This window comes from Roseibium sp., from assembly GCF_051016195.1.
GTDB lineage: Bacteria > Pseudomonadota > Alphaproteobacteria > Rhizobiales > Stappiaceae > Roseibium.
In genome coordinates, this window is record NZ_CP134616.1 from 6,428,338 (window position 1) to 6,446,144 (window position 17,807).

Genomic DNA, 17,807 nt, shown 5'->3' on the forward strand with positions numbered 1-17,807 from the left:
ATCCTGCCTGGCGTGTAAAACCGGCGTTAACCCACATGTGACGGTGGAATTGCGCGCCGGCCGGCGCGGCTCCGCCCTCGCCCGGCTCTCAATCCGGAGCAATCATCCTATTCGGCGGCTTGATTGTGATAACCGACGCCGCCCGCTTCCGTTTCCAGGAAAGCGGTTCCGCAGGCCTTGGCCAGTTCACGCACGCGCAAGATATAGCTCTGGCGCTCGGTCACGGAAATCACGCCGCGTGCATCCAGCAGGTTGAAGGCGTGGCTGGCCTTGATGCACTGGTCATAGGCCGGAAGCACCACCTGGTGAACGCTCGCGCCGGCGTCCTCTCTTGCCTTTGCGCCGGCGTCCAGAAGGGCCTTGCACTCGGTTTCCGCATCCTTGAAGTGGCGGAACAGGATGTCCGTGTCCGCATGCTCGAAATTGTGACGGGAATATTCCTGCTCGGCCTGCAGGAAGACATCGCCATAGGTTACCTTTGCGTCGCCATCCATGCCGTTGTAGTTCAGATCGTAGACGTTATCGACGCCCTGGATATACATGGCGAGGCGCTCGAGCCCATATGTGAGTTCGCCCGAAACCGGGGAACACTCGAAGCCGGCAACCTGCTGAAAATAGGTAAACTGCGAGACTTCCATTCCGTCGCACCAGCATTCCCAGCCGAGCCCCCAGGCTCCGAGCGTTGGACTTTCCCAATCGTCCTCGACAAAGCGGATATCATGGAGTTTGGGATCGAGACCGATCGCATAGAGGGACTGAAGATAGAGATCCTGCAGGTCGGCCGGTGACGGCTTGAGGATCACCTGGAACTGGTAGTAATGCTGCAGCCTGTTCGGATTTTCGCCATAGCGGCCATCGGTCGGGCGGCGCGACGGCTGCACGTATGCCGCGCGCCAGGGGCGCGGGCCGAGCGAGCGAAGCGTCGTTGCCGGGTGAAAGGTTCCGGCACCAACCTCCATGTCATACGGCTGAAGCACGACGCATCCCTGGTCCGCCCAGAAACGCTGAAGCGTCAGGATCAGGCCCTGAAATGAGTTTTCCGGGCGCATATGCGCCGGCAAAGTGTCCGTCGACATGACAATCATCCGCATGTGGTCTGTCACGGCAGACCATTCCGCCGCGCGACGCGAGAGGTGCCACGACGAAGAGGCAAGGTCAAGACAGGCCCGGCCTGGTTTTTCGGCCGGACGCAAACCGGCTTGATCTCCAGCCCGGTCCCCCGACTTGACGCGGCGAACGTCCTCAATTACCAACTTTGCGGCTCCAGATGCCAGCCGCTCGCAGACCAACGGTCGTGGTGAAGTTCTGGTTTTGACCTTTCGTTCCGCACAAGCGTTTCGCTCAGGTGGCAATGCGAGCACTTCCCTCCCCGCGAAATGCCTGCACCTGGAGAACGGAATGTCGACCGACACATCCCGGACAAATTTCTATACGCAAGGCCCGCTGGTCCCGACCCTATTGAAGACGGCTCTGCCAATCATTCTGGTGATGAGCATGAACGGACTTCTGACCGTCGCCGACGCACTGTTTCTCGGCCGTTTCGTCGGATCGGACGCGCTCAGCGCAGTCACGCTCATGTTTCCCGCCTACATGATCCTCGTGGCGACGGCGACCCTGATCACAAGCGGGATGTCCAGCATACTGGCGCGCGACCTCGGCGCAGGGCGATACACGGATGCGCAACGGGTTTTTACCGGCGCGCACGGTCTCTCGCTCGGGATCGGGCTCCTGACCGTCGCAGTGTTTTCGGTGGCGGGATACCCGCTCATCCTGCTTGCCGCCGAAGGCTCCGAAGCGATCGCGCACATGGCTTACATCTATATGGCGATCACCGCATGGACATCGCCGCTTCTGTTCGTCCTGTCGATCCAGTCGGATGCGCTGCGGAGCGAAGGTTTTGTCATGCAGATGGCCGGCGTCAGCCTGTTCGTGTCACTGCTCAATATTGCGCTCAACTTCGTCTTCGTCGTTGTCCTGAACCACGGCGTCGCGGGCACCGCCGCCGGAACCGCGCTGGCGCAGCTTTTGTCGCTGCTCGTCATTGTCGGCTTTCGACTTCGCGCAGACAGCCACCTGAAGCCCGCAGTTCTGCTCAGGACTTCCTGGGTATCCTGCTGGCGGCCGATTTTCGCGCTGGGGGCTCCGCAGAGCCTCAACTTCGCCGGCATCGCAATCGGTTCTGCAGCTACCTTTGCGGCATTGCAGCTGATAGGGTCGAGCGGATATGAAACCACGGTTGCCGCGTTCGGCCTCCTGACGCGGATCATGACCTTCGTTTTCCTGCCGCTGCTCGGACTGATCCACGCGCTGCAGGCAATGATCGGCAACAACTACGGCGCCCGCGCCTTCGAACGCACGGACGCCACGCTCCGGCTCGGTCTGCTGACGGCGCTTTTCTACAGCCTTGCTGTTCAGGTCATCCTGAGCCTCTTTGCCCGGCCAATCGGATTTCTGTTCGTGGATGATCCCGCCATCGGCTCGGAACTTGTCAGGATCCTGCCGATCAATATCGCGCTGATGTTCGCGGCGGGTCCGCTATTCGTGATCGGGGGATACTTCCAGGCTCTTGGCGATGCGAAGAGGGCTGCCCTGATCAGCCTGATCAAGCCCTACTTCTTTTTCCTGCCGCTGCTGTTCCTGCTGCCGTTCTATTTCGGTGAGGTTGGAATCTGGCTCGCGGGGCCCGCTGCAGAGGGGCTGCTGCTTCTGCTCGTCGCGGCCATACTCCATTCGACGGCTCGAAAAAGCGACGCTCGCTGGGGCCTGTTTCTCGCCAATCATCCAAGGTGAGTTTTCCGGCGGTGCAGCGCGCCGCCGGTTCACACTAGTTGACCGGCCGGTACTTGCCGGTTTCGGGATCCAGGACCAGCTTCGCGCCCTTGCCATTGGGATCGGCCTTGGCCGCCGCTCTCGAGATCTCGTTCTCGACCTGGGCCATCTTGCGCTTGACACGTTGAACAATCCAGTAACCGCCGACCGCAAGTGCCGCCACACCAATCAGTTCCGTCATATCGTTCCCCTTGCTTGCGGGTTACATACTCATCACTGAGACTGCAACCCGCCCCGACATCACATGCCTTTTGCGCCTTTTTAAAGGCCGTAGCGCATCCACAGCGCCCGCTCTTCGACCGCTGAGATCAAGTCCTCTCCGAGCCCCTCGGTCAAACGATGGCCCTTCAATCCGATGCCGGCAGCAGCGCGCCTGCCGAACAGACCACGTGGCGCGGAAATCAGCTTGGGTTCGACCTTGTCGCCGAACCGCTCCTTCAAAACGCCGCGCAGATCACCGATTGCGTCGACCAGACCGAGCTCAACGGCAGTGCGGCCCGTCCAGAACTTGCCTGTAAACAGATCCGGATCCTCGCTCAGCACATCCCCGCGACGGGACTTCACGAGCTCAATGAAGGTCTCATGCAGTTCGAGCTGCAGGCCCTTGAGATAGGCAATGTCATCCGGAACCTCGGGCTGGAACGGATCGAGTGTCACCTTCTTTTCGCCGGCGGTATAGACGCGCCGGTCCACACCGATCTTCTTGATGAGTTCGGTGAACCCGAAGCCCGCCGCAACGACGCCGATCGAGCCGACGATGGAAGACGGATCGACGAACACTTCGTCACCTGCAACGGCGATCATGTAGCCGCCGCTGGCCGCGACATCCTCCACGAAGACCAGAACTTCCTTTTCGTTCTCCTTGGCAAGGTCACGAATGCGCTTGAAGATCAGACGCGATTGAACCGGCGATCCGCCGGGCGAGTTGATGATCAGGGCAACGGCTGGTGCCTTCTTGATGGAAAAAGCCTTTTCGAGCGGCAAGGCTGCCGAGGCCAGCGACAGTCCCGAGCGCATCGGGCTTTGCATCCCGATCGCGCCCTGCAGGCGGACGACGGGGATAATCGGTTTGTCATTGCGGAAACGTTTTGGAAGGATACTGCGGATTTTGGAAAGCACGCTGAAAGGCCCCGAGAGAGTTCGTTATTCTCTCCGATATATGTATCGTTCGGGAACATGCAAACACCCAAGCCCCCGCAAATCCGGGTGGACCCTCGAAGATCCCTACAAATCAGATCACGAACCGAAGGCGCTGATGCGTTTTCTGGGCTTCTTCGGCTCTTCTTCGCGCGGTTGCCTTTCCTGTTCCCGGTCCAGCATTGCGGTGACCATTTCGGGTGTCAGGACCGGCGCCGGATCGAAAGGCCAATTGAGGCGAACCCCTGCCTGCCCGTTCTTGCGCCAGATGATTTTCGCGGCAATCGGCATGCCGAGGCCTGGGATGGAGATCTCGATGTCCTGCGGCAGCCGGTCGAGACCGTCAGCCTCAAGCCTGCACCCGGAGCGACTGGCATCAATGATGCGGCACTTGACGATGAACGGGCTGGTCTTGCCGCTCACCACCGTGCCGATCCAGACAGACCGCCTGACTTCGCGGCGTTTTTCCCCGGTTGCCTGATCTTCCGCGAGGAAGCTGACCCTGGCCTCGTTGTCCGCGTAGGCAGTCACCGTGCCGCGCACAAGCTTGTCAGTGCCGGCAAGGCGCAAGCCGACTTCCTTCTTGAGCAAGTCCACCTTGTCGGAAACGATCCAGCAGCCGGTGTCGTTCAAGTCGATTGCAGACGCTTCGAAGCAAGACATGTCGGCCAGGTCCACGACGAGCGCCGTCACGCAGTTTTCAGCAATTCTGACGGCGCCTGTGGTGCTCAAGTCTTCCTCCGGTGCGGTTGCATCCCAACCTACAACCGGAAGCCTAAAAGCCACGTTAACGTATGGGAAGTTGATACGGTTAGTGGTCAGCCAAACGGGCCCGAATGCTCAGGAAATCGCGCCAGGAAAGGCGTTTTTCGAGCGGGCTGCGCAGGAGGTACGCCGGATGATAGGTTGCGATCGCCGCTATTTCGCGATCCTGAAGGGCATAACTCATCCAACGGCCGCGCATCTTTCGAATGCCGTCCTGGACGCCCAGCAGGTTCTTGGCGGAGGCTGCGCCCAGGAACACCAGCACATCCGGATTGACCAACTCGATCTGCCGCTTGATGAAAGGCTTGCAGATTTCGGTTTCCTGCGGTGTCGGTGTGCGGTTGCCGGGAGGACGCCAGGGCACGACGTTGGCAATGTAAGCGTCTTTCCGGTCCAGCCCGATCGCAGACAGCATGCGGTCAAGCAATTGCCCGGAGCGGCCCACGAAAGGTTTGCCCTGCAGGTCTTCCTCCCGTCCCGGCGCTTCGCCGACAAACATCAGCCGCGCCCCGGGGTTGCCGTCACCGAACACAAGCGTTTTGGCAGTCGGCTTGAGATTGCAGCCTTCGAACGTTTCCAGGCACGCTTTCAAATCCGCCAGCGTTCTTGCCGATGCAGCGAGATCCCGTGCCGATGCGATGGTTTCATGGTCCGGCATGACGGCCGTTTGGGCCGGGGCCGGCTGCCGTGAAGGCGCAGCGGCCAGCTGTCGCGGAGCACTCGGGGACCTGGTCTCACCCACCATTGCAGCCTGGGCCGGCGCGCCGGCGTTCCCAGGTGCCGTTGCCGGAGGGGTTTGATGCCTTTGTGCTGCCTGACGCGCGCTTGCTTCGACCCAATCGACCGGTTCGTCACCCAGAAAACAGTCGACGCCCGCGCCCCGGTAGAACTCAAGCAGACTTTCGATGTCTTTCAGATTGTCTTGGGAATTTTGCAAGTGTCGGCCTCCGGATCCAGATACTAACCGGCTGAACGCATCGCACAAGCGCCGTGGGCCGATACCGTGGCGAGACCCCCAACCTTCTGATATTGCATCCGCTTCGTCTTGCGAAGGAAACTCCCTTTACTTTTACGTAAACGTAATTCTTTTCCTTGACGCCCGAGCGCGGCTTTGGTCTATCTGGGCGAAATTCGACAAAATAAGGGCCGGATTTCGCTAACGGAATTGAAAAATGTCGTGTATTGCGCTGCGAAATATTGCAAACAGGGCGCTTGGGACAAAGCCTTGCCAGCTTGAGGGAGAACAAGATGAGCGAACAAGACGAGCTTGGTGAACGCGAAAGCATGGATGTCGACGTGGTGATCGTCGGCGCGGGGCCGGCCGGTCTCGCCGCGGCAATACGGTTGAAGCAGATCGCCAACGAAAAGGGCGAGGAACTGAGTATCGTTGTCCTGGAAAAGGGGTCCGAGGTCGGTGCGCACATTCTCTCTGGCGCCGTGATCGATCCGATCGCACTGGACCAACTGCTGCCGGACTGGCGCGAAGAAGACAGCCCGATCAAGACAGCCGTGACGGACGACCATTTTCTGGTGCTCGGACCGGCGGGATCAGCACGCCTTCCCAACATGCTGATGCCGAAACTGATGAACAATCACGGCAACTACATCGTTTCGCTCGGGAACGTCTGCCGCTGGCTGGCCGAGAAGGCCGAAGCACTCGGCGTCGAGATCTACCCTGGCTTCGCGGCCGCCGAACTGCTCTATGATGACGAAGGCAAGGTCGTCGGCGTCGCGACCGGTGACATGGGGATCGGCCGCGACGGCAAACCGAACGCGATGTTCACGCGGGGCATGGAGTTGCGCGGAAAGTACACGCTCATCGGTGAAGGTGCGCGCGGTTCCCTTGCAAAGCAACTCATCGAGAAATTCGAGCTCGACAAGGACAGCGACGTGCCGAAGTTCGGCATCGGCATCAAGGAACTGTGGCAGGTTGCTCCCGAGAAACACAAGCTCGGCCTCGTACAGCACTCGTTCGGCTGGCCGCTTGACGGTAAAACAGGCGGCGGATCGTTTCTCTATCACCTCGAGGACAACCAGGTCGCCGTCGGTTTCGTGGTTCATCTGAACTACGAAAACCCGTGGCTGTCACCTTTCGACGAATTTCAGCGTTTCAAGACCCACCCCACGATCCGCGACACGTTCGAGGGCGGGAAACGGATTTCCTATGGTGCGCGCGCCATCACCGAAGGCGGATATCAGTCCGTGCCGAAACTGTCCTTCCCCGGCGGTCTCCTTATGGGATGCTCGGCAGGGTTCGTGAATGTTCCGCGCATCAAGGGCTCGCACAATGCGATGCTGTCCGGCATGCTGGCTGCCGAGGAAGTGATGGCGGCCATCGGACGCGGAGAAGCGCATACCGAGCTGGCGAACTATGACACGGCCTGGCGCGACAGCCCGATCGGTGAAGACCTGAAAAAAGTGCGGAACGCGAAGCCGCTCTGGTCGAAATTCGGCACCTGGCTGGGCATCGGTCTCGGCGGTCTCGACATGTGGACGAACGAATTGTTCGGCTTTTCTTTCTTCGGCACGATGAAGCACGGCAAACGCGATTCAGAAACACTGAAACCGGCCAAGGACTGCACGAAGATCGAATATCCGAAGCCCGATGGCGTCATTTCATTCGACAAGCTTTCCTCCGTGTTCCTGTCCAATACGAACCACGAGGAAGATCAGCCGATCCATCTGAAGGTCAGCGACCAGGCCGTTCAGAAATCTTCCGAGCACGACGTGTTCGCAGGTCCGTCAAACCGGTACTGTCCGGCGGGCGTTTACGAGTGGGTGGAGGAAGGTGAAGACGCGCCCCGGTTCCAGATCAATTCGCAGAACTGCGTGCACTGCAAGACCTGCGACATCAAGGACCCGAACCGCAACATCACCTGGACGGTTCCCGAAGGCGCGGGCGGACCGAACTATCCGAATATGTAAGCCTTGACGGGTCTGCGCGGAACACGTCGATGGATCGGAACGGCTTCAGCCGTTCCGTGTCTCTTGCCGGGCGTTGCGTTTGCCGAGGGTGCATGGCCCAGCCCTACCTGCTCCCCGCCGTTTGCCCCGACGCAATGCGGGCCTGCCTCGTCATAGCGCTCAAACGGCGCAGAGATGTCTGAAGGCCAGGAAATCGCGAAACCGGTTTCAGAAACAAACAGCGCCGGGAAGCAAAGCTTCCCGGCGCTGTCGTCTTGTGGACGATGGGTTGTATCAGGCCGGTTAAAGTGGGGGTACCGGCCTGTTGCGGTTGTCAACCGCGCAAAACTGGAAGGCCGGACGTTCCAGACGTCCTGTTGTTGCGCGATCGCCCGCGCCACAAGGCCTGAGCCGTCTTCGCAGACGGCAGTTTTTGGGAGTCGAAGGTCCAGATGGAGCCAACGTGCACCGTTCCAGATCTTTTGTCTGGTTGTTGTGCTCCGGCATTCCCTGTCGTGGTTAACAAGTGCTGAAGCGAGGGCCGACTTACCTTCACCTTACGGAAACGTCAACCGCTAATTTCAACAAACAAGCACTTGTTCTAGATCCAACAGAAAAATTTATATCAATCGGTCAAATTTTTCCAAGGCAATTCGACCAGCGACCCAGTGCCCGTAGTGACGGCTCCTGGGAATCAGCAACACCCACATTGAAAATTGATGTGATTTTTTCTCATTATTTTCAGCTGCTTACGACTGACGTTGCTCAGATCAGCGGCCATAAAAATTTTCTATACAACAATAGATAAAGAGTATGATTTTTGCAATTCTTTGAAACTAAAGCACTTCTTGCCTCCGGACTTGTCCGGCTTCAATCAGGGGTTATCCGAAAAAATGAACCATTCGGACCAATTTCACCCTAAGTATATGTTATTTATATATTTTTCTGATATCCACATACTACCCCCCTCGTGATGAGTTATGATTGCAGTATTGGTTTCGTTAATCTAGTTTTACTTCTAACGGGGGCTTAGATGATTGATTTCCAGCATGTTTTGGAAATCCTGATCAAGTCGTGCACAGGTGAGCTGTCGCATTTTCCCAGAAAATTGGAATTCGGTTGCTCAGCAGCGCAATCGGGTACCTTGTGGGCAGGAAGTAGCAGCTTACCTCCGGACTGCGGCGGCGACGGAACCGGTCAGATGTCTTCCTAAAGAACAGTCAGGGCAGCACGCGTTGTTCTGACCCCCATCGACCACAAGGTCTGGCACCGGGAAGGCCACTTCCCGGTGCATTTTTTTGGCTCATCGAAACGGACAGCGAAAAACTGCTTAGGCAGCGGTTTTCCGGTTTCCGGACCTGCGGTGCTTGTGCGGGCGCGCACCGGGCGTGTTGTCGTTGTGGTTCTTGGCCGACCGCTTGCGCGCGGACTTCTTGGAAGCCGGCTTGTTGCCCCGGTTCTGCCCACCCCGCTTGGAACGGCCCGCGGCTGCGGACATCGGTGGGACCTCGCCGCCCGCAACCGGAATATCGACGCCAATGAGTTTTTCGATCTGGCGGAACAGTGCAATTTCTTCGGGCGCGCACAGCGCTATGGCATCGCCGTCGGCACCGGCACGTGCCGTTCGTCCGATTCTGTGGACGTAGGCTTCTGCGACTTCCGGAAGTTCGAAATTATAGACGTGGCTCACGCCCGGAATGTCGATCCCCCGCGCGGCAACATCGGTTGCAACGAGCACATTGATCTTGCCGTCGCGCAAATCGCGGATCGCGCGGTCACGCTGGTTCTGGCTCTTGTTGCCGTGTATGGAACCGGCCGCAATGCCTTTTTGCGTCAGCCTGCGCATGAGGCGTTCAGCTCCGTGTTTCGTCCGGCAGAAGACCAGCGACATGCCCTCAGGATTGGCTTTCAGCTGCTGGAGCAGAAAATCGCTCTTTGCCTTCTGGTCCATGAAATGGACCGATTGCGTGACCTTGTCGGCCGTGCGTCCGGTCGGTGCGACTTCAACGCGTTCGGGATCGCGCAAATAGGATCTGGCAAGATCCTCGATCTGTTTCGGCATCGTTGCGGAAAAGAGCAGCGTCTGACGCTCCTTGCGAACCAGTGAGCTGATCCGGCGCAGCGCATGGATGAAGCCGAGATCAAGCATCTGATCGGCTTCATCGAGCACCAGATAGGATGCCGTACCGAGATCGACGGCCTTGCGGTCAACGAGGTCGAGCAGGCGTCCGGGGGTCGCCACGAGGATATCGGTCCCCCTGGACAAACGTTTGATCTGTGCGTTGATCGACACGCCGCCGACAACGGAGGTCACCTTGAGCGGTGTCGTCCTGAGGTAGGAAATCAGGTTTTTCGCGATCTGGTTTACCAGTTCGCGGGTCGGCGCCAGAATAAGTGCGCGGGTGCCGCCTTGCGGCGCAGTGTCTCGGTCGGCAAGCAGGCGGTCGATCAGCGGCAGACCAAATGCAGCGGTCTTGCCGGTGCCGGTCTGTGCGAGACCAAGCAAATCATGGCCCTTTAGTATAAGCGGAATCGCTTTTTCCTGGATCGGCGTCGGTGATGCGTAGCCGTTTTCCGAAACAGCTTTCAACAAGCCGCCGGAGAGCCCCAGGTTTTGAAAATCGGTCAATATCATTTCCTTGTTGCGAGCATCAAAATGCTCTTGTTGCCGCAAGGCATTTCCTTGCAGCATGATGTCGGTGCGCGGCAGCCGGCTCAATCGAAACCGGCTCTTGGCCGCCAGGCCCTCGCGTGACATGGGAACTGGTTGAGCCTCTCATCAGGCTCCAAATCTTTGCAATTGGCGGGTATCGGCGCAGGGACGGTGTTGTCACTGGCACGCGGACTTCCTGTCTGCTCACGCGGCAGCAATCGCAGTGCGGTATATCTGCTCGATGAACCGAAATGTCAAGCGTTGCTAACACTCCGGCTCAAAACGAAGCCGACAGAACCATCAGGGAACGAGGCGGATCAACTGACCGTCATCACTGTCGGTCAAAACGTAAATGTAGCCGTCAGGCGCCTGGCGAACGTCCCGGATCCGTTCGTCCAAATCGCCCAGCAACTGCACCTCCGATACGACCGATTCGCCATCCAGATCGAGCTTGGACAAGTGCCGGCCACGCAAGGCCCCGACAAGGAGGTCGCCTTGCCAGTCCGGATAACGCTCGCTGGTCACGAACGCCATGCCGGAAGGAGCGATGGACGGGTCCCAGTAGTGGATCGGCTGTTCCATGCCCGACTTTTCCGTTCCCTCACCGATCTTGCCGCCGGAGTAGTGGCGTCCATAGGAAATGACCGGCCAGCCGTAGTTCTTCCCGGCTTCGGGGATGTTGATCTCGTCTCCGCCACGCGCACCGTGTTCCACGGTCCACAGAACGCCCGTTGCCGGGTTGATGGCAGCGCTCTGCGGATTCCGATGTCCGATGGACCAGATTTCTGGCTTGTGATCCACCTCACCTTCAAACGGGTTTCCGGCGACAGGCTTGCCGTCCGGTGTCAGGCGCAGGACCGAGCCGGTATGATCCGATGCATCCTGTGACCTCGGACCGTCGCCCCGGTCCCCGAGTGTCATGAACAGGGATCCGTCCGGCGCGAACGCCAGCCGGGAACCGAAGTGCCGTCCGCCGTAGCCGCGATTGTTCGCCCGGAAGATCGTTTCTCCGTCTTCCAGCCGGTAACCATCGCCATCCTCAGCCAGTGTCGCGCGGTATAGGGACGTTCCGGCTCCTTCCGGAGAGCCTTGCGAGAAAGACATGAAAATGGTCCTGTCCGTCTCGAAACCGGGGCTGAGGACCACGTCGAGGAGCCCGCCCTGCCCTTGCGCGAATACTTCCGGCGTCCCTTCGACGACGCTCTGGCCGCCATCGGCGGAGACGTATTTCAAGAGCCCGTCGCGCTCGGTCACCAGATAGCCGCCTCTCGGCAGAAACGCGACACTCCAAGGATATGACAGCCCGTCGGCAATGGTTTCAAGAGCGACCGAGGACTGCGCAACAGCCGGCATGACACCTACTGGGCCGAAGGCCAAGCATAGTGCTGCTGCAGAGGAGAGAAGGATATTGCGCGTCATTGTTCGGGCTCCATACCAAGAAGGCGATCCTGTCGGTCTCTCCAATACCTAGGAACTCCAACGCCGCTGAACAGTCATGCCCGGATTAAAAATCGTCAATCAGCCGGTGTGTCCTGGTTCGCCGCTTCATTGTGAAGCCGATCTGCAATCACCCGCTTCTCGAAAGCGATGTTCCAGTCGATCAGCGTGCGCCAGACCAATTCCGCCTGATCCGGATCCAGGCACAGAACACCCGCGCGATCCCTGATCGCGGAAATCATGCTCTCGATCCGCGCCGCGTCGAACGCCTCGTCCGGGTGTCGCTTGAGTTCTGCCATGCGGCGCACGTAGCTCTGCCGTTCGGCAAAAAGCTGCACAAGTTCGCCGTCCAGCCGATCTATTTCAGTGCGTATGTCCTGCTTTGTCAGACACTCGTCAGGTGTTTTCAATTTCGTCTTCCGGATTTGCGGACCCGTCAGCGAGCAACAGGAGCGCCCCCGCTTCACTGGAAATAGTCATGAGCTGCCGGGCCTCGGATCAGTCAACCAGGCGCGTTTGTGCCTCGACACTGGCGAGTGCCGACATGTTCACCACGCCGCGCGAGGTCACCGAAGGCGTAAGAATATGCGCGGTCTTTGCTGCTCCAAGCAGGATCGGGCCGACATGAAGCGCCTGGGTCGCGACCTTCAGAAGATTGTGGGCGATATTTGCGGAATCGAGGTTCGGGAAGAGCAGAAGGTTGGCTTCGCCTTTGAGCTTGCTGCCGGGCATCACGCGTTCACGCAGAGCCTCGCTCAGAGCGGAATCGCCATGCATTTCCCCGTCCACTTCCAGTTCGGGATGACGCTCCCAGATCAGTTCGAGCGCCTCGCGCATCTTGCGCGATGACGGCGTGTCCCTGGACCCGAAATTCGACATGGACAGGAGCGCGATTTTCGGTTCGATACCGAAGCGTCTGATTTCCTGGGCCGCGAGGACGGCCATCTCGGAGATTTCTTCGGCAGTCGGATCCTCGGTCACGAATGTATCCGACATGAAGAGCGCACCCTGGCTGTTGATCAACAGCGACATGGCGGAGAGATCGCGAGCTGTCTCGCACACGCCGATCACCTGCTTGATGTCGCGCAGGTGCCGGATGAACCGTCCTTCCAGTCCGCAGATGACCGCATCGGCGTCACCGCGCCGCACAGCAAGCGCTGAAATGACTGTCGCGTTGGTGCGCACGACCGTCCGGGCAGCGTTGGGCGGCAGGCCCTTTCGGCCGACGCATTCGAAATACTCGTCCACATAATCGCGGTAGCGCGGGTCTTCCTGCGGATTGACGTATTCGAAATCGACATCAGGGCGGATTTTCAGGCCAAATCGTTCGCAGCGCTGCTGCAACACATCGGGCCGACCAACCAGGATCGGCTTGGCAATGTGATCCTCGATCAGGACCTGTGCCGCCCGCAGGACGCGCTCGTCCTCGCCTTCCGCGTAGATAATCCGTTGCGGATCCTTGGCCGCATTCTGGATGATCGGCTTCATGATGAGGCCGGAGCGGAACACGAAGCGGTTCAAACGGTCCAGATAGGCGTCGAAATCAGTGATCGGACGTGTCGCGACGCCGGAGTCCATCGCAGCCTTCGCCACCGCCGGAGCGATGCGCAGAATGAGACGTTGATCGAAAGGGGACGGGATCAGGTAGTTCGGACCGAAGATTTCGGTCTTGCCGCCATAGGCACGCGCGACGACATCGGACGGTTCTTCCTGCGCCAAGCCTGCAATGGCCTCAACTGCCGCGCGCTTCATCTCCTCGTTGATGGTCGTTGCGCCGACATCAAGCGCCCCGCGGAAGATGAACGGAAAACACAGGACATTGTTGACCTGGTTGGGATAGTCGGAGCGGCCCGTGCACATGACCACGTCATTGCGCACCGCAAGCGCGTCCTCGGGCATGATTTCCGGATTCGGGTTGGCCAGCGCGAGGATCAGCGGCCCCTTGCCCATCTTCTCCACCATCTGCGGCTTGAGCACCCCGCCAACCGACAGGCCGAGGAAAACGTCAGCACCTTCGATGATCTCGTCGAGCGCACGCTTGTCGGTCTTCTGGGCGAAGACGGACTTCCACTCGTCCATCAGCTTTTCGCGGCCTTCGTAGACAACGCCCTCGATGTCCGTAATCCAGATGTTTTCCCTCTTCGCGCCAAGAGACACCAGCATGTTCAGGCAGGCCAGCGCCGCGGCACCGGCACCGGAGGCAACGATTTTCGCGTCCTCGATCTTCTTGCCGGCCAGATGCAGCCCGTTTCGAACGGCCGCGCCGACGATGATCGCCGTGCCATGCTGGTCGTCGTGAAACACCGGAATGTTCATCTTCTCCCGGAGTTTTGCTTCTACCATGAAGCATTCCGGGGCCTTGATATCCTCAAGGTTGATGCCGCCGAACGTGGGTTCCAGCACCGAGACCGCGTCCACGAACTTGTCGACATTGGTCTCGTCGACCTCAATGTCGAACACGTCGATCCCGGCAAACTTCTTGAAAAGTACGGCCTTGCCTTCCATCACGGGCTTGGAGGCGAGAGGACCGATATTTCCAAGACCCAGAACGGCGGTTCCATTAGAGATCACGGCGACGAGATTTCCGCGCGACGTATAGTGGGCTGCCTTGGACGGGTCTTCGGCAATGGCCAGGCAGGGCGCGGCGACGCCGGGTGAATACGCCAACGCAAGGTCGCGCTGGTTGCCGAGCGGTTTGGTGGGCTGGATCTCGAGTTTACCGGGTTTCGGATTTTCGTGATAAAAAAGCGCGGCTTCCGACAGATCGTGTTCGGTCTTGTTGTTATCGCTCATGACGTTTTCTGTCTCCCTGGCCTCTTCCGCGCTTTCAACGCTTTTTTCGCAAAACAACGCCATCCGTGTGACGCGTCACGGAGCGCGATTTTCCGAAGTGTCTCTGTGGTTTACCCGGCCCGCTGCAAAATGAGAACCCGTATCAGCAAAAACAGCACAACACTGTTCAGGATATGCCACATGAAGTGAATTCCGAACGTCACCTGTGCGCACAAGGGTTCATCGAGGGTGCGGATGGTCAGCGACGCAAAAAACACAAGTCCGCTCAGCAGGACCTCGGCACCAAGCCTGCTGTTTCTGCGGGCAAACAGGACGCCGACCACAAAGATCGCGAGCAGCGCCGGAACATATCCGGCGGAGGAGCCGACAAGCGGCGCAAAGAGGGTATCGGCAAACAGGACCGTCGCCGCAAGGAAGGCGATAACGATGCCGAGTGCCGTCCACCAGCGCAGGTCCAGATAGCGATTGAGCGCGACGAAGAGATAGACGTGAATGAAGATCACGATGGGAATGACATCGGCAAGACCGGCCCATCGTGTTGCAAAGGTGTGAAACAGGAACGACCCGATACCGATTGCAAAAAGAACGATGATCAGGCCAAGGCCAGTCCAGTCATCCGGCGTCCAGCGGCGCCACAAAGCAAAGGCGAGAACGGCTGCAACGACGAAAGCGCCATTGGTGATGGCATTGAGCGGCTCGGACCAGAATTCCGGCCCGACGCGCTCGCAGTAGTTGTCAACCTGTTCCCAGAGATCCATCTCGAACGCTTCTTCAGTTCACCCTTTTCTTTTCTTAATGGCCGAATGTGACAGTTTCGGCTATCAGGGCACCAAGCCTTGCGATCCCGGCCTCGATCTCGTCCGCGCCGGCACAGGAAAAGCTCAGCCGCAGCGTATTCGTACCGCTGCCATCGGGGTGGAAAGCTCCCCCGGGAACGAATGCGACCTTGGCCGTCTCGACGGATTGCTCAAGAAGTTCCGACGCGTTTACGCCGGCAGGAAGTTCGACCCAGATGAACATGCCGCCTTCCGGCCGTGTCCAGCGGACACTTTCCGGCATGTGCCGCTCGAGCGCTGAGAGCATGGCATCGCGGCGCTTCTTGTAAACCGCGTTGGATTTGGCGGTGTGCGTCTCAAACTCCCGCTCGGCAACGCGCGCCATGGCCTCCTGATTCAGCACCGGCGTGTTCAGGTCGCTCGCCTGCTTGATCAAAACGAGCCTGGAAACTACCTCGCTCGCGGCGCAGATCCAGCCGAGCCTCAGGCCCGGCGACAGAGATTTGGAAAAGCTGCCGCAGTAGAGCGTCCGGCTGTTCTCGATCCCGTCGTTCTGAACGCAATCGAGTGCAAGAAGCGCCGGAACCGGCTCGCCGTCATAGCGCAGGCTCTCATAAGGGGAATCTTCGATGACTGCACAGGATAGCTCCGCTGAAAGTTCCAGGATGCGTCTTCTCTCCTCGAGGTTGAGCGACAGGCCCGTCGGGTTGGCAAAATCGGGTGAGAGATAGGCAAACTTGATCGCACCGCCTTTCTCTGCAGCCTGGGCACTGTATGCCGCTGCCGACCGGTTGGTACGCGGATCGAGACGGTCGAAATTCAGCTCATAGGCATTGAACGCCTGAACCGCGCCAAGATAGGTCGGCCACTGCACCAGCGCCGTGTCTCCCTCCGACAGGAACAGCTTGCCGATATAGTCGAGGCCCTGCTGCGATCCCGAGGTGATGAGGATGTTGTCCGGCGTGCATTCGATGCCCAGTTTGCGCATGTGTTCCACGATCCAGGTGCGCAGTCTCAGGCTGCCTTCGCTGACGCCGTACTGGAGCGCGCGTTCGGCATCCGCCCCACCAAGGATCTCGCCATAGGCCTTCTTGAAGGCTTCCGCCGGAAACAGAGCCGGATCCGGAATGCCTCCGGCAAAGGAGATCACATCCGGACGGTCGAGGAGTTTCAGGAGTTCGCGAATCTCCGAGGCGCGCATTCGGCTCGCGCGTCTGGCATAAAGACTGTCCCAGGTTGTCATGATCGGCTCACACATGGTCTGCATTTGATTATTTAAGTCAATAATACTGACCTATATATTTTGCAAGTGTCGCGATCTTGTTATTTTTTGTAATTTTATTGCTCTTGGTTGACCTGAACGATCCCCTGTCTGCTGCCACTGGCGGTTTGACGCGCGTTCCCCTATCTCTTGAGGACAAAGGAGTTGTCCATGTCCCGCATAGATGAAAGCCGTCCGTTCATCCCGCTCAACATTGCCGTTCTGACCGTCTCCGACACCAGGAAGCTTGAAGACGACCGATCGGGAAACACCCTTTCGGAGCGCTTGACGAAAGCCGGGCACTTGCTCGCCGAAAGGAAGATCGTCACAGACGACATCGAAGCGATCCAGGCGATCGTGCGAGACTGGATCGGCAACGCGGGCGTTGACGTAATCATATCGACCGGCGGAACGGGTTTCACCGGAAGGGACGTGACGCCGGAGGCCATCGAACCGCTCTTTGAAAAGCGCATGGATGGCTTTTCCGAAGTTTTTCACCGGATTTCCTATGACAAGATCGGCACGTCGACGATCCAGTCCCGCGCGACCGGGGGCGTTGCCGGCGCCACTTACATCTTTGCGCTGCCAGGTTCACCCGGCGCCTGCAAGGACGCCTGGGACGGCATTTTGAAGTTTCAGCTCGACTACCGGCACATGCCCTGCAATTTCGTCGAGATCATGCCAAGGCTCGATGAACATCTGAAACGCGGGAAACTTCAGGAAGTCTGAACCTTGTCATTCCTTGTCCGCATAGCGACAGAAGCAGACAGTGCCGCGGTGACAGCTCTCCTGCAAAAGAGTTATGCGGTCCTCTTGCGGGATGCCTATGATGCCGACATCCTGGACGCGGCGCTGCCGCTGATTACCAAAGCGCGGCCGGAACTTCTTGCTTCCGGCAGCTACTATGTGGCCGACGATGATGCCGGCCAGATCATCGGTGCCGGCGGGTGGACAAGGCAGTCGCCGACCGGACACGGTGAAACCCCCGACAACGGAAACATCCGCCATTTCGGCACGGACCCGGACCACACGGGAAAAGGGATCGGCCGGGCGCTCATGTCGCGCTGCATCTCCGACGCCCTCGTGTCGGGCGTTACCGAGTTCAACTGCTATTCGACGCTGAACGGCGAAGCATTTTACCGGGCTTGCGGATTTCGCTCCGTCGAGCCCTTTCCTGTCACCTTGCCGGGCGGGGTGGTTTTCCCCTCCGTCCGCATGACCCGATCGCTTTGAAACAACCGACGATCGAGGC

15 protein-coding genes are annotated in these 17,807 nt (G+C 59.0%); 4 read left to right on the top strand and 11 right to left on the bottom strand.

Annotation, left to right across the window (positions count from 1 at the left end; all coding sequences use genetic code 11):
* Nucleotides 1–107 precede the first annotated feature (107 nt).
* A complete protein-coding gene (locus tag RDA78_RS29140; protein WP_434056231.1) occupies nt 108–1,049 on the bottom strand; it encodes a glycine--tRNA ligase subunit alpha in 942 nt (313 codons plus the stop codon).
* Between the two features lie 349 nt (nt 1,050–1,398).
* Here RDA78_RS29140 and RDA78_RS29145 point away from each other — a divergent pair, with 349 nt between their 5' ends.
* Complete coding sequence (locus tag RDA78_RS29145) at nt 1,399–2,790, top strand: MATE family efflux transporter (RefSeq protein ID WP_434053237.1); 1,392 nt, start codon at nt 1,399–1,401, stop codon at nt 2,788–2,790.
* Nucleotides 2,791–2,824: 34 nt separating this feature from the next.
* Here RDA78_RS29145 and RDA78_RS29150 read toward each other — a convergent pair whose 3' ends face one another.
* The 4 genes from RDA78_RS29150 to RDA78_RS29165 all read right to left on the bottom strand — a co-directional run bounded on the left by RDA78_RS29150 (nt 2,825) and on the right by RDA78_RS29165 (nt 5,668).
* Complete coding sequence (locus RDA78_RS29150) at nt 2,825–3,010, bottom strand: hypothetical protein (RefSeq protein ID WP_319386119.1); 186 nt, start codon at nt 3,008–3,010, stop codon at nt 2,825–2,827.
* A gap of 80 nt (nt 3,011–3,090) precedes the next feature.
* Nucleotides 3,091–3,948, bottom strand: a complete 858-nt coding sequence (locus RDA78_RS29155; protein WP_434053238.1) for a S49 family peptidase — start codon at nt 3,946–3,948, stop codon at nt 3,091–3,093.
* A 117-nt stretch (nt 3,949–4,065) separates the two neighbouring features.
* On the bottom strand, nt 4,066–4,698 hold the full coding sequence (locus tag RDA78_RS29160; protein ID WP_434053239.1) for a PilZ domain-containing protein: 633 nt from the start codon (nt 4,696–4,698) through the stop codon (nt 4,066–4,068).
* A 79-nt stretch (nt 4,699–4,777) separates the two neighbouring features.
* Nucleotides 4,778–5,668 (bottom strand): uracil-DNA glycosylase family protein, encoded by an 891-nt coding sequence (locus tag RDA78_RS29165; RefSeq protein ID WP_434053240.1) that lies wholly within the window; start codon nt 5,666–5,668, stop codon nt 4,778–4,780.
* 311 nt (nt 5,669–5,979) lie between these two features.
* Between RDA78_RS29165 and RDA78_RS29170 the strand changes: the two genes are divergently transcribed.
* Nucleotides 5,980–7,656 (top strand): electron transfer flavoprotein-ubiquinone oxidoreductase, encoded by a 1,677-nt coding sequence (locus tag RDA78_RS29170; protein ID WP_434053241.1) that lies wholly within the window; start codon nt 5,980–5,982, stop codon nt 7,654–7,656.
* A gap of 1,309 nt (nt 7,657–8,965) precedes the next feature.
* Here the strand turns inward: RDA78_RS29170 and RDA78_RS29175 are convergent.
* The 6 genes from RDA78_RS29175 to RDA78_RS29200 all read right to left on the bottom strand — a co-directional run bounded on the left by RDA78_RS29175 (nt 8,966) and on the right by RDA78_RS29200 (nt 16,537).
* Nucleotides 8,966–10,264: a DEAD/DEAH box helicase gene (locus RDA78_RS29175; protein WP_434053242.1), complete on the bottom strand. Its 1,299-nt coding sequence runs from the start codon at nt 10,262–10,264 to the stop codon at nt 8,966–8,968.
* A gap of 324 nt (nt 10,265–10,588) precedes the next feature.
* Nucleotides 10,589–11,707 carry a PQQ-dependent sugar dehydrogenase gene (locus RDA78_RS29180; protein WP_434053243.1) on the bottom strand — a complete coding sequence of 373 codons (1,119 nt, stop codon included), beginning with the start codon at nt 11,705–11,707 and terminating at the stop codon, nt 10,589–10,591.
* A 95-nt stretch (nt 11,708–11,802) separates the two neighbouring features.
* Nucleotides 11,803–12,135: a chorismate mutase gene (locus tag RDA78_RS29185; protein WP_434053244.1), complete on the bottom strand. Its 333-nt coding sequence runs from the start codon at nt 12,133–12,135 to the stop codon at nt 11,803–11,805.
* A gap of 88 nt (nt 12,136–12,223) precedes the next feature.
* Nucleotides 12,224–14,518: an NADP-dependent malic enzyme gene (locus RDA78_RS29190; RefSeq protein ID WP_434053245.1), complete on the bottom strand. Its 2,295-nt coding sequence runs from the start codon at nt 14,516–14,518 to the stop codon at nt 12,224–12,226.
* 110 nt (nt 14,519–14,628) lie between these two features.
* Entirely contained in the window at nt 14,629–15,276 is a 648-nt protein-coding gene (locus RDA78_RS29195; RefSeq protein ID WP_434053246.1) for a ceramidase domain-containing protein, read from the bottom strand.
* Between the two features lie 34 nt (nt 15,277–15,310).
* Nucleotides 15,311–16,537 (bottom strand): PLP-dependent aminotransferase family protein, encoded by a 1,227-nt coding sequence (locus tag RDA78_RS29200; protein WP_434053247.1) that lies wholly within the window; start codon nt 16,535–16,537, stop codon nt 15,311–15,313.
* Nucleotides 16,538–16,726: 189 nt separating this feature from the next.
* Here RDA78_RS29200 and moaB point away from each other — a divergent pair, with 189 nt between their 5' ends.
* Entirely contained in the window at nt 16,727–17,284 is a 558-nt protein-coding gene (gene moaB / locus RDA78_RS29205; protein ID WP_434053248.1) for a molybdenum cofactor biosynthesis protein B, read from the top strand.
* Between the two features lie 3 nt (nt 17,285–17,287).
* The gene (locus tag RDA78_RS29210) at nt 17,288–17,788 is read left to right on the top strand and encodes a GNAT family N-acetyltransferase (RefSeq protein WP_434053249.1); all 501 of its coding nucleotides are present in this window, start codon (nt 17,288–17,290) and stop codon (nt 17,786–17,788) included.
* The last annotated feature ends 19 nt before the right edge of the window (nt 17,789–17,807 follow it).

Coding starts and splice junctions, on each gene's coding strand:
- RDA78_RS29140 (WP_434056231.1), bottom strand. CDS start 1,049: ATGCGCCCGGAAAACTCATTTCAGGGCCTGATCCTGACGCTTCAGCGT.
- RDA78_RS29145 (WP_434053237.1), top strand. CDS start 1,399: ATGTCGACCGACACATCCCGGACAAATTTCTATACGCAAGGCCCGCTG.
- RDA78_RS29150 (WP_319386119.1), bottom strand. CDS start 3,010: ATGACGGAACTGATTGGTGTGGCGGCACTTGCGGTCGGCGGTTACTGG.
- RDA78_RS29170 (WP_434053241.1), top strand. CDS start 5,980: ATGAGCGAACAAGACGAGCTTGGTGAACGCGAAAGCATGGATGTCGAC.
- RDA78_RS29180 (WP_434053243.1), bottom strand. CDS start 11,707: ATGACGCGCAATATCCTTCTCTCCTCTGCAGCAGCACTATGCTTGGCC.
- RDA78_RS29190 (WP_434053245.1), bottom strand. CDS start 14,518: ATGAGCGATAACAACAAGACCGAACACGATCTGTCGGAAGCCGCGCTT.
- RDA78_RS29195 (WP_434053246.1), bottom strand. CDS start 15,276: ATGGATCTCTGGGAACAGGTTGACAACTACTGCGAGCGCGTCGGGCCG.
- RDA78_RS29200 (WP_434053247.1), bottom strand. CDS start 16,537: ATGACAACCTGGGACAGTCTTTATGCCAGACGCGCGAGCCGAATGCGC.
- moaB (WP_434053248.1), top strand. CDS start 16,727: ATGTCCCGCATAGATGAAAGCCGTCCGTTCATCCCGCTCAACATTGCC.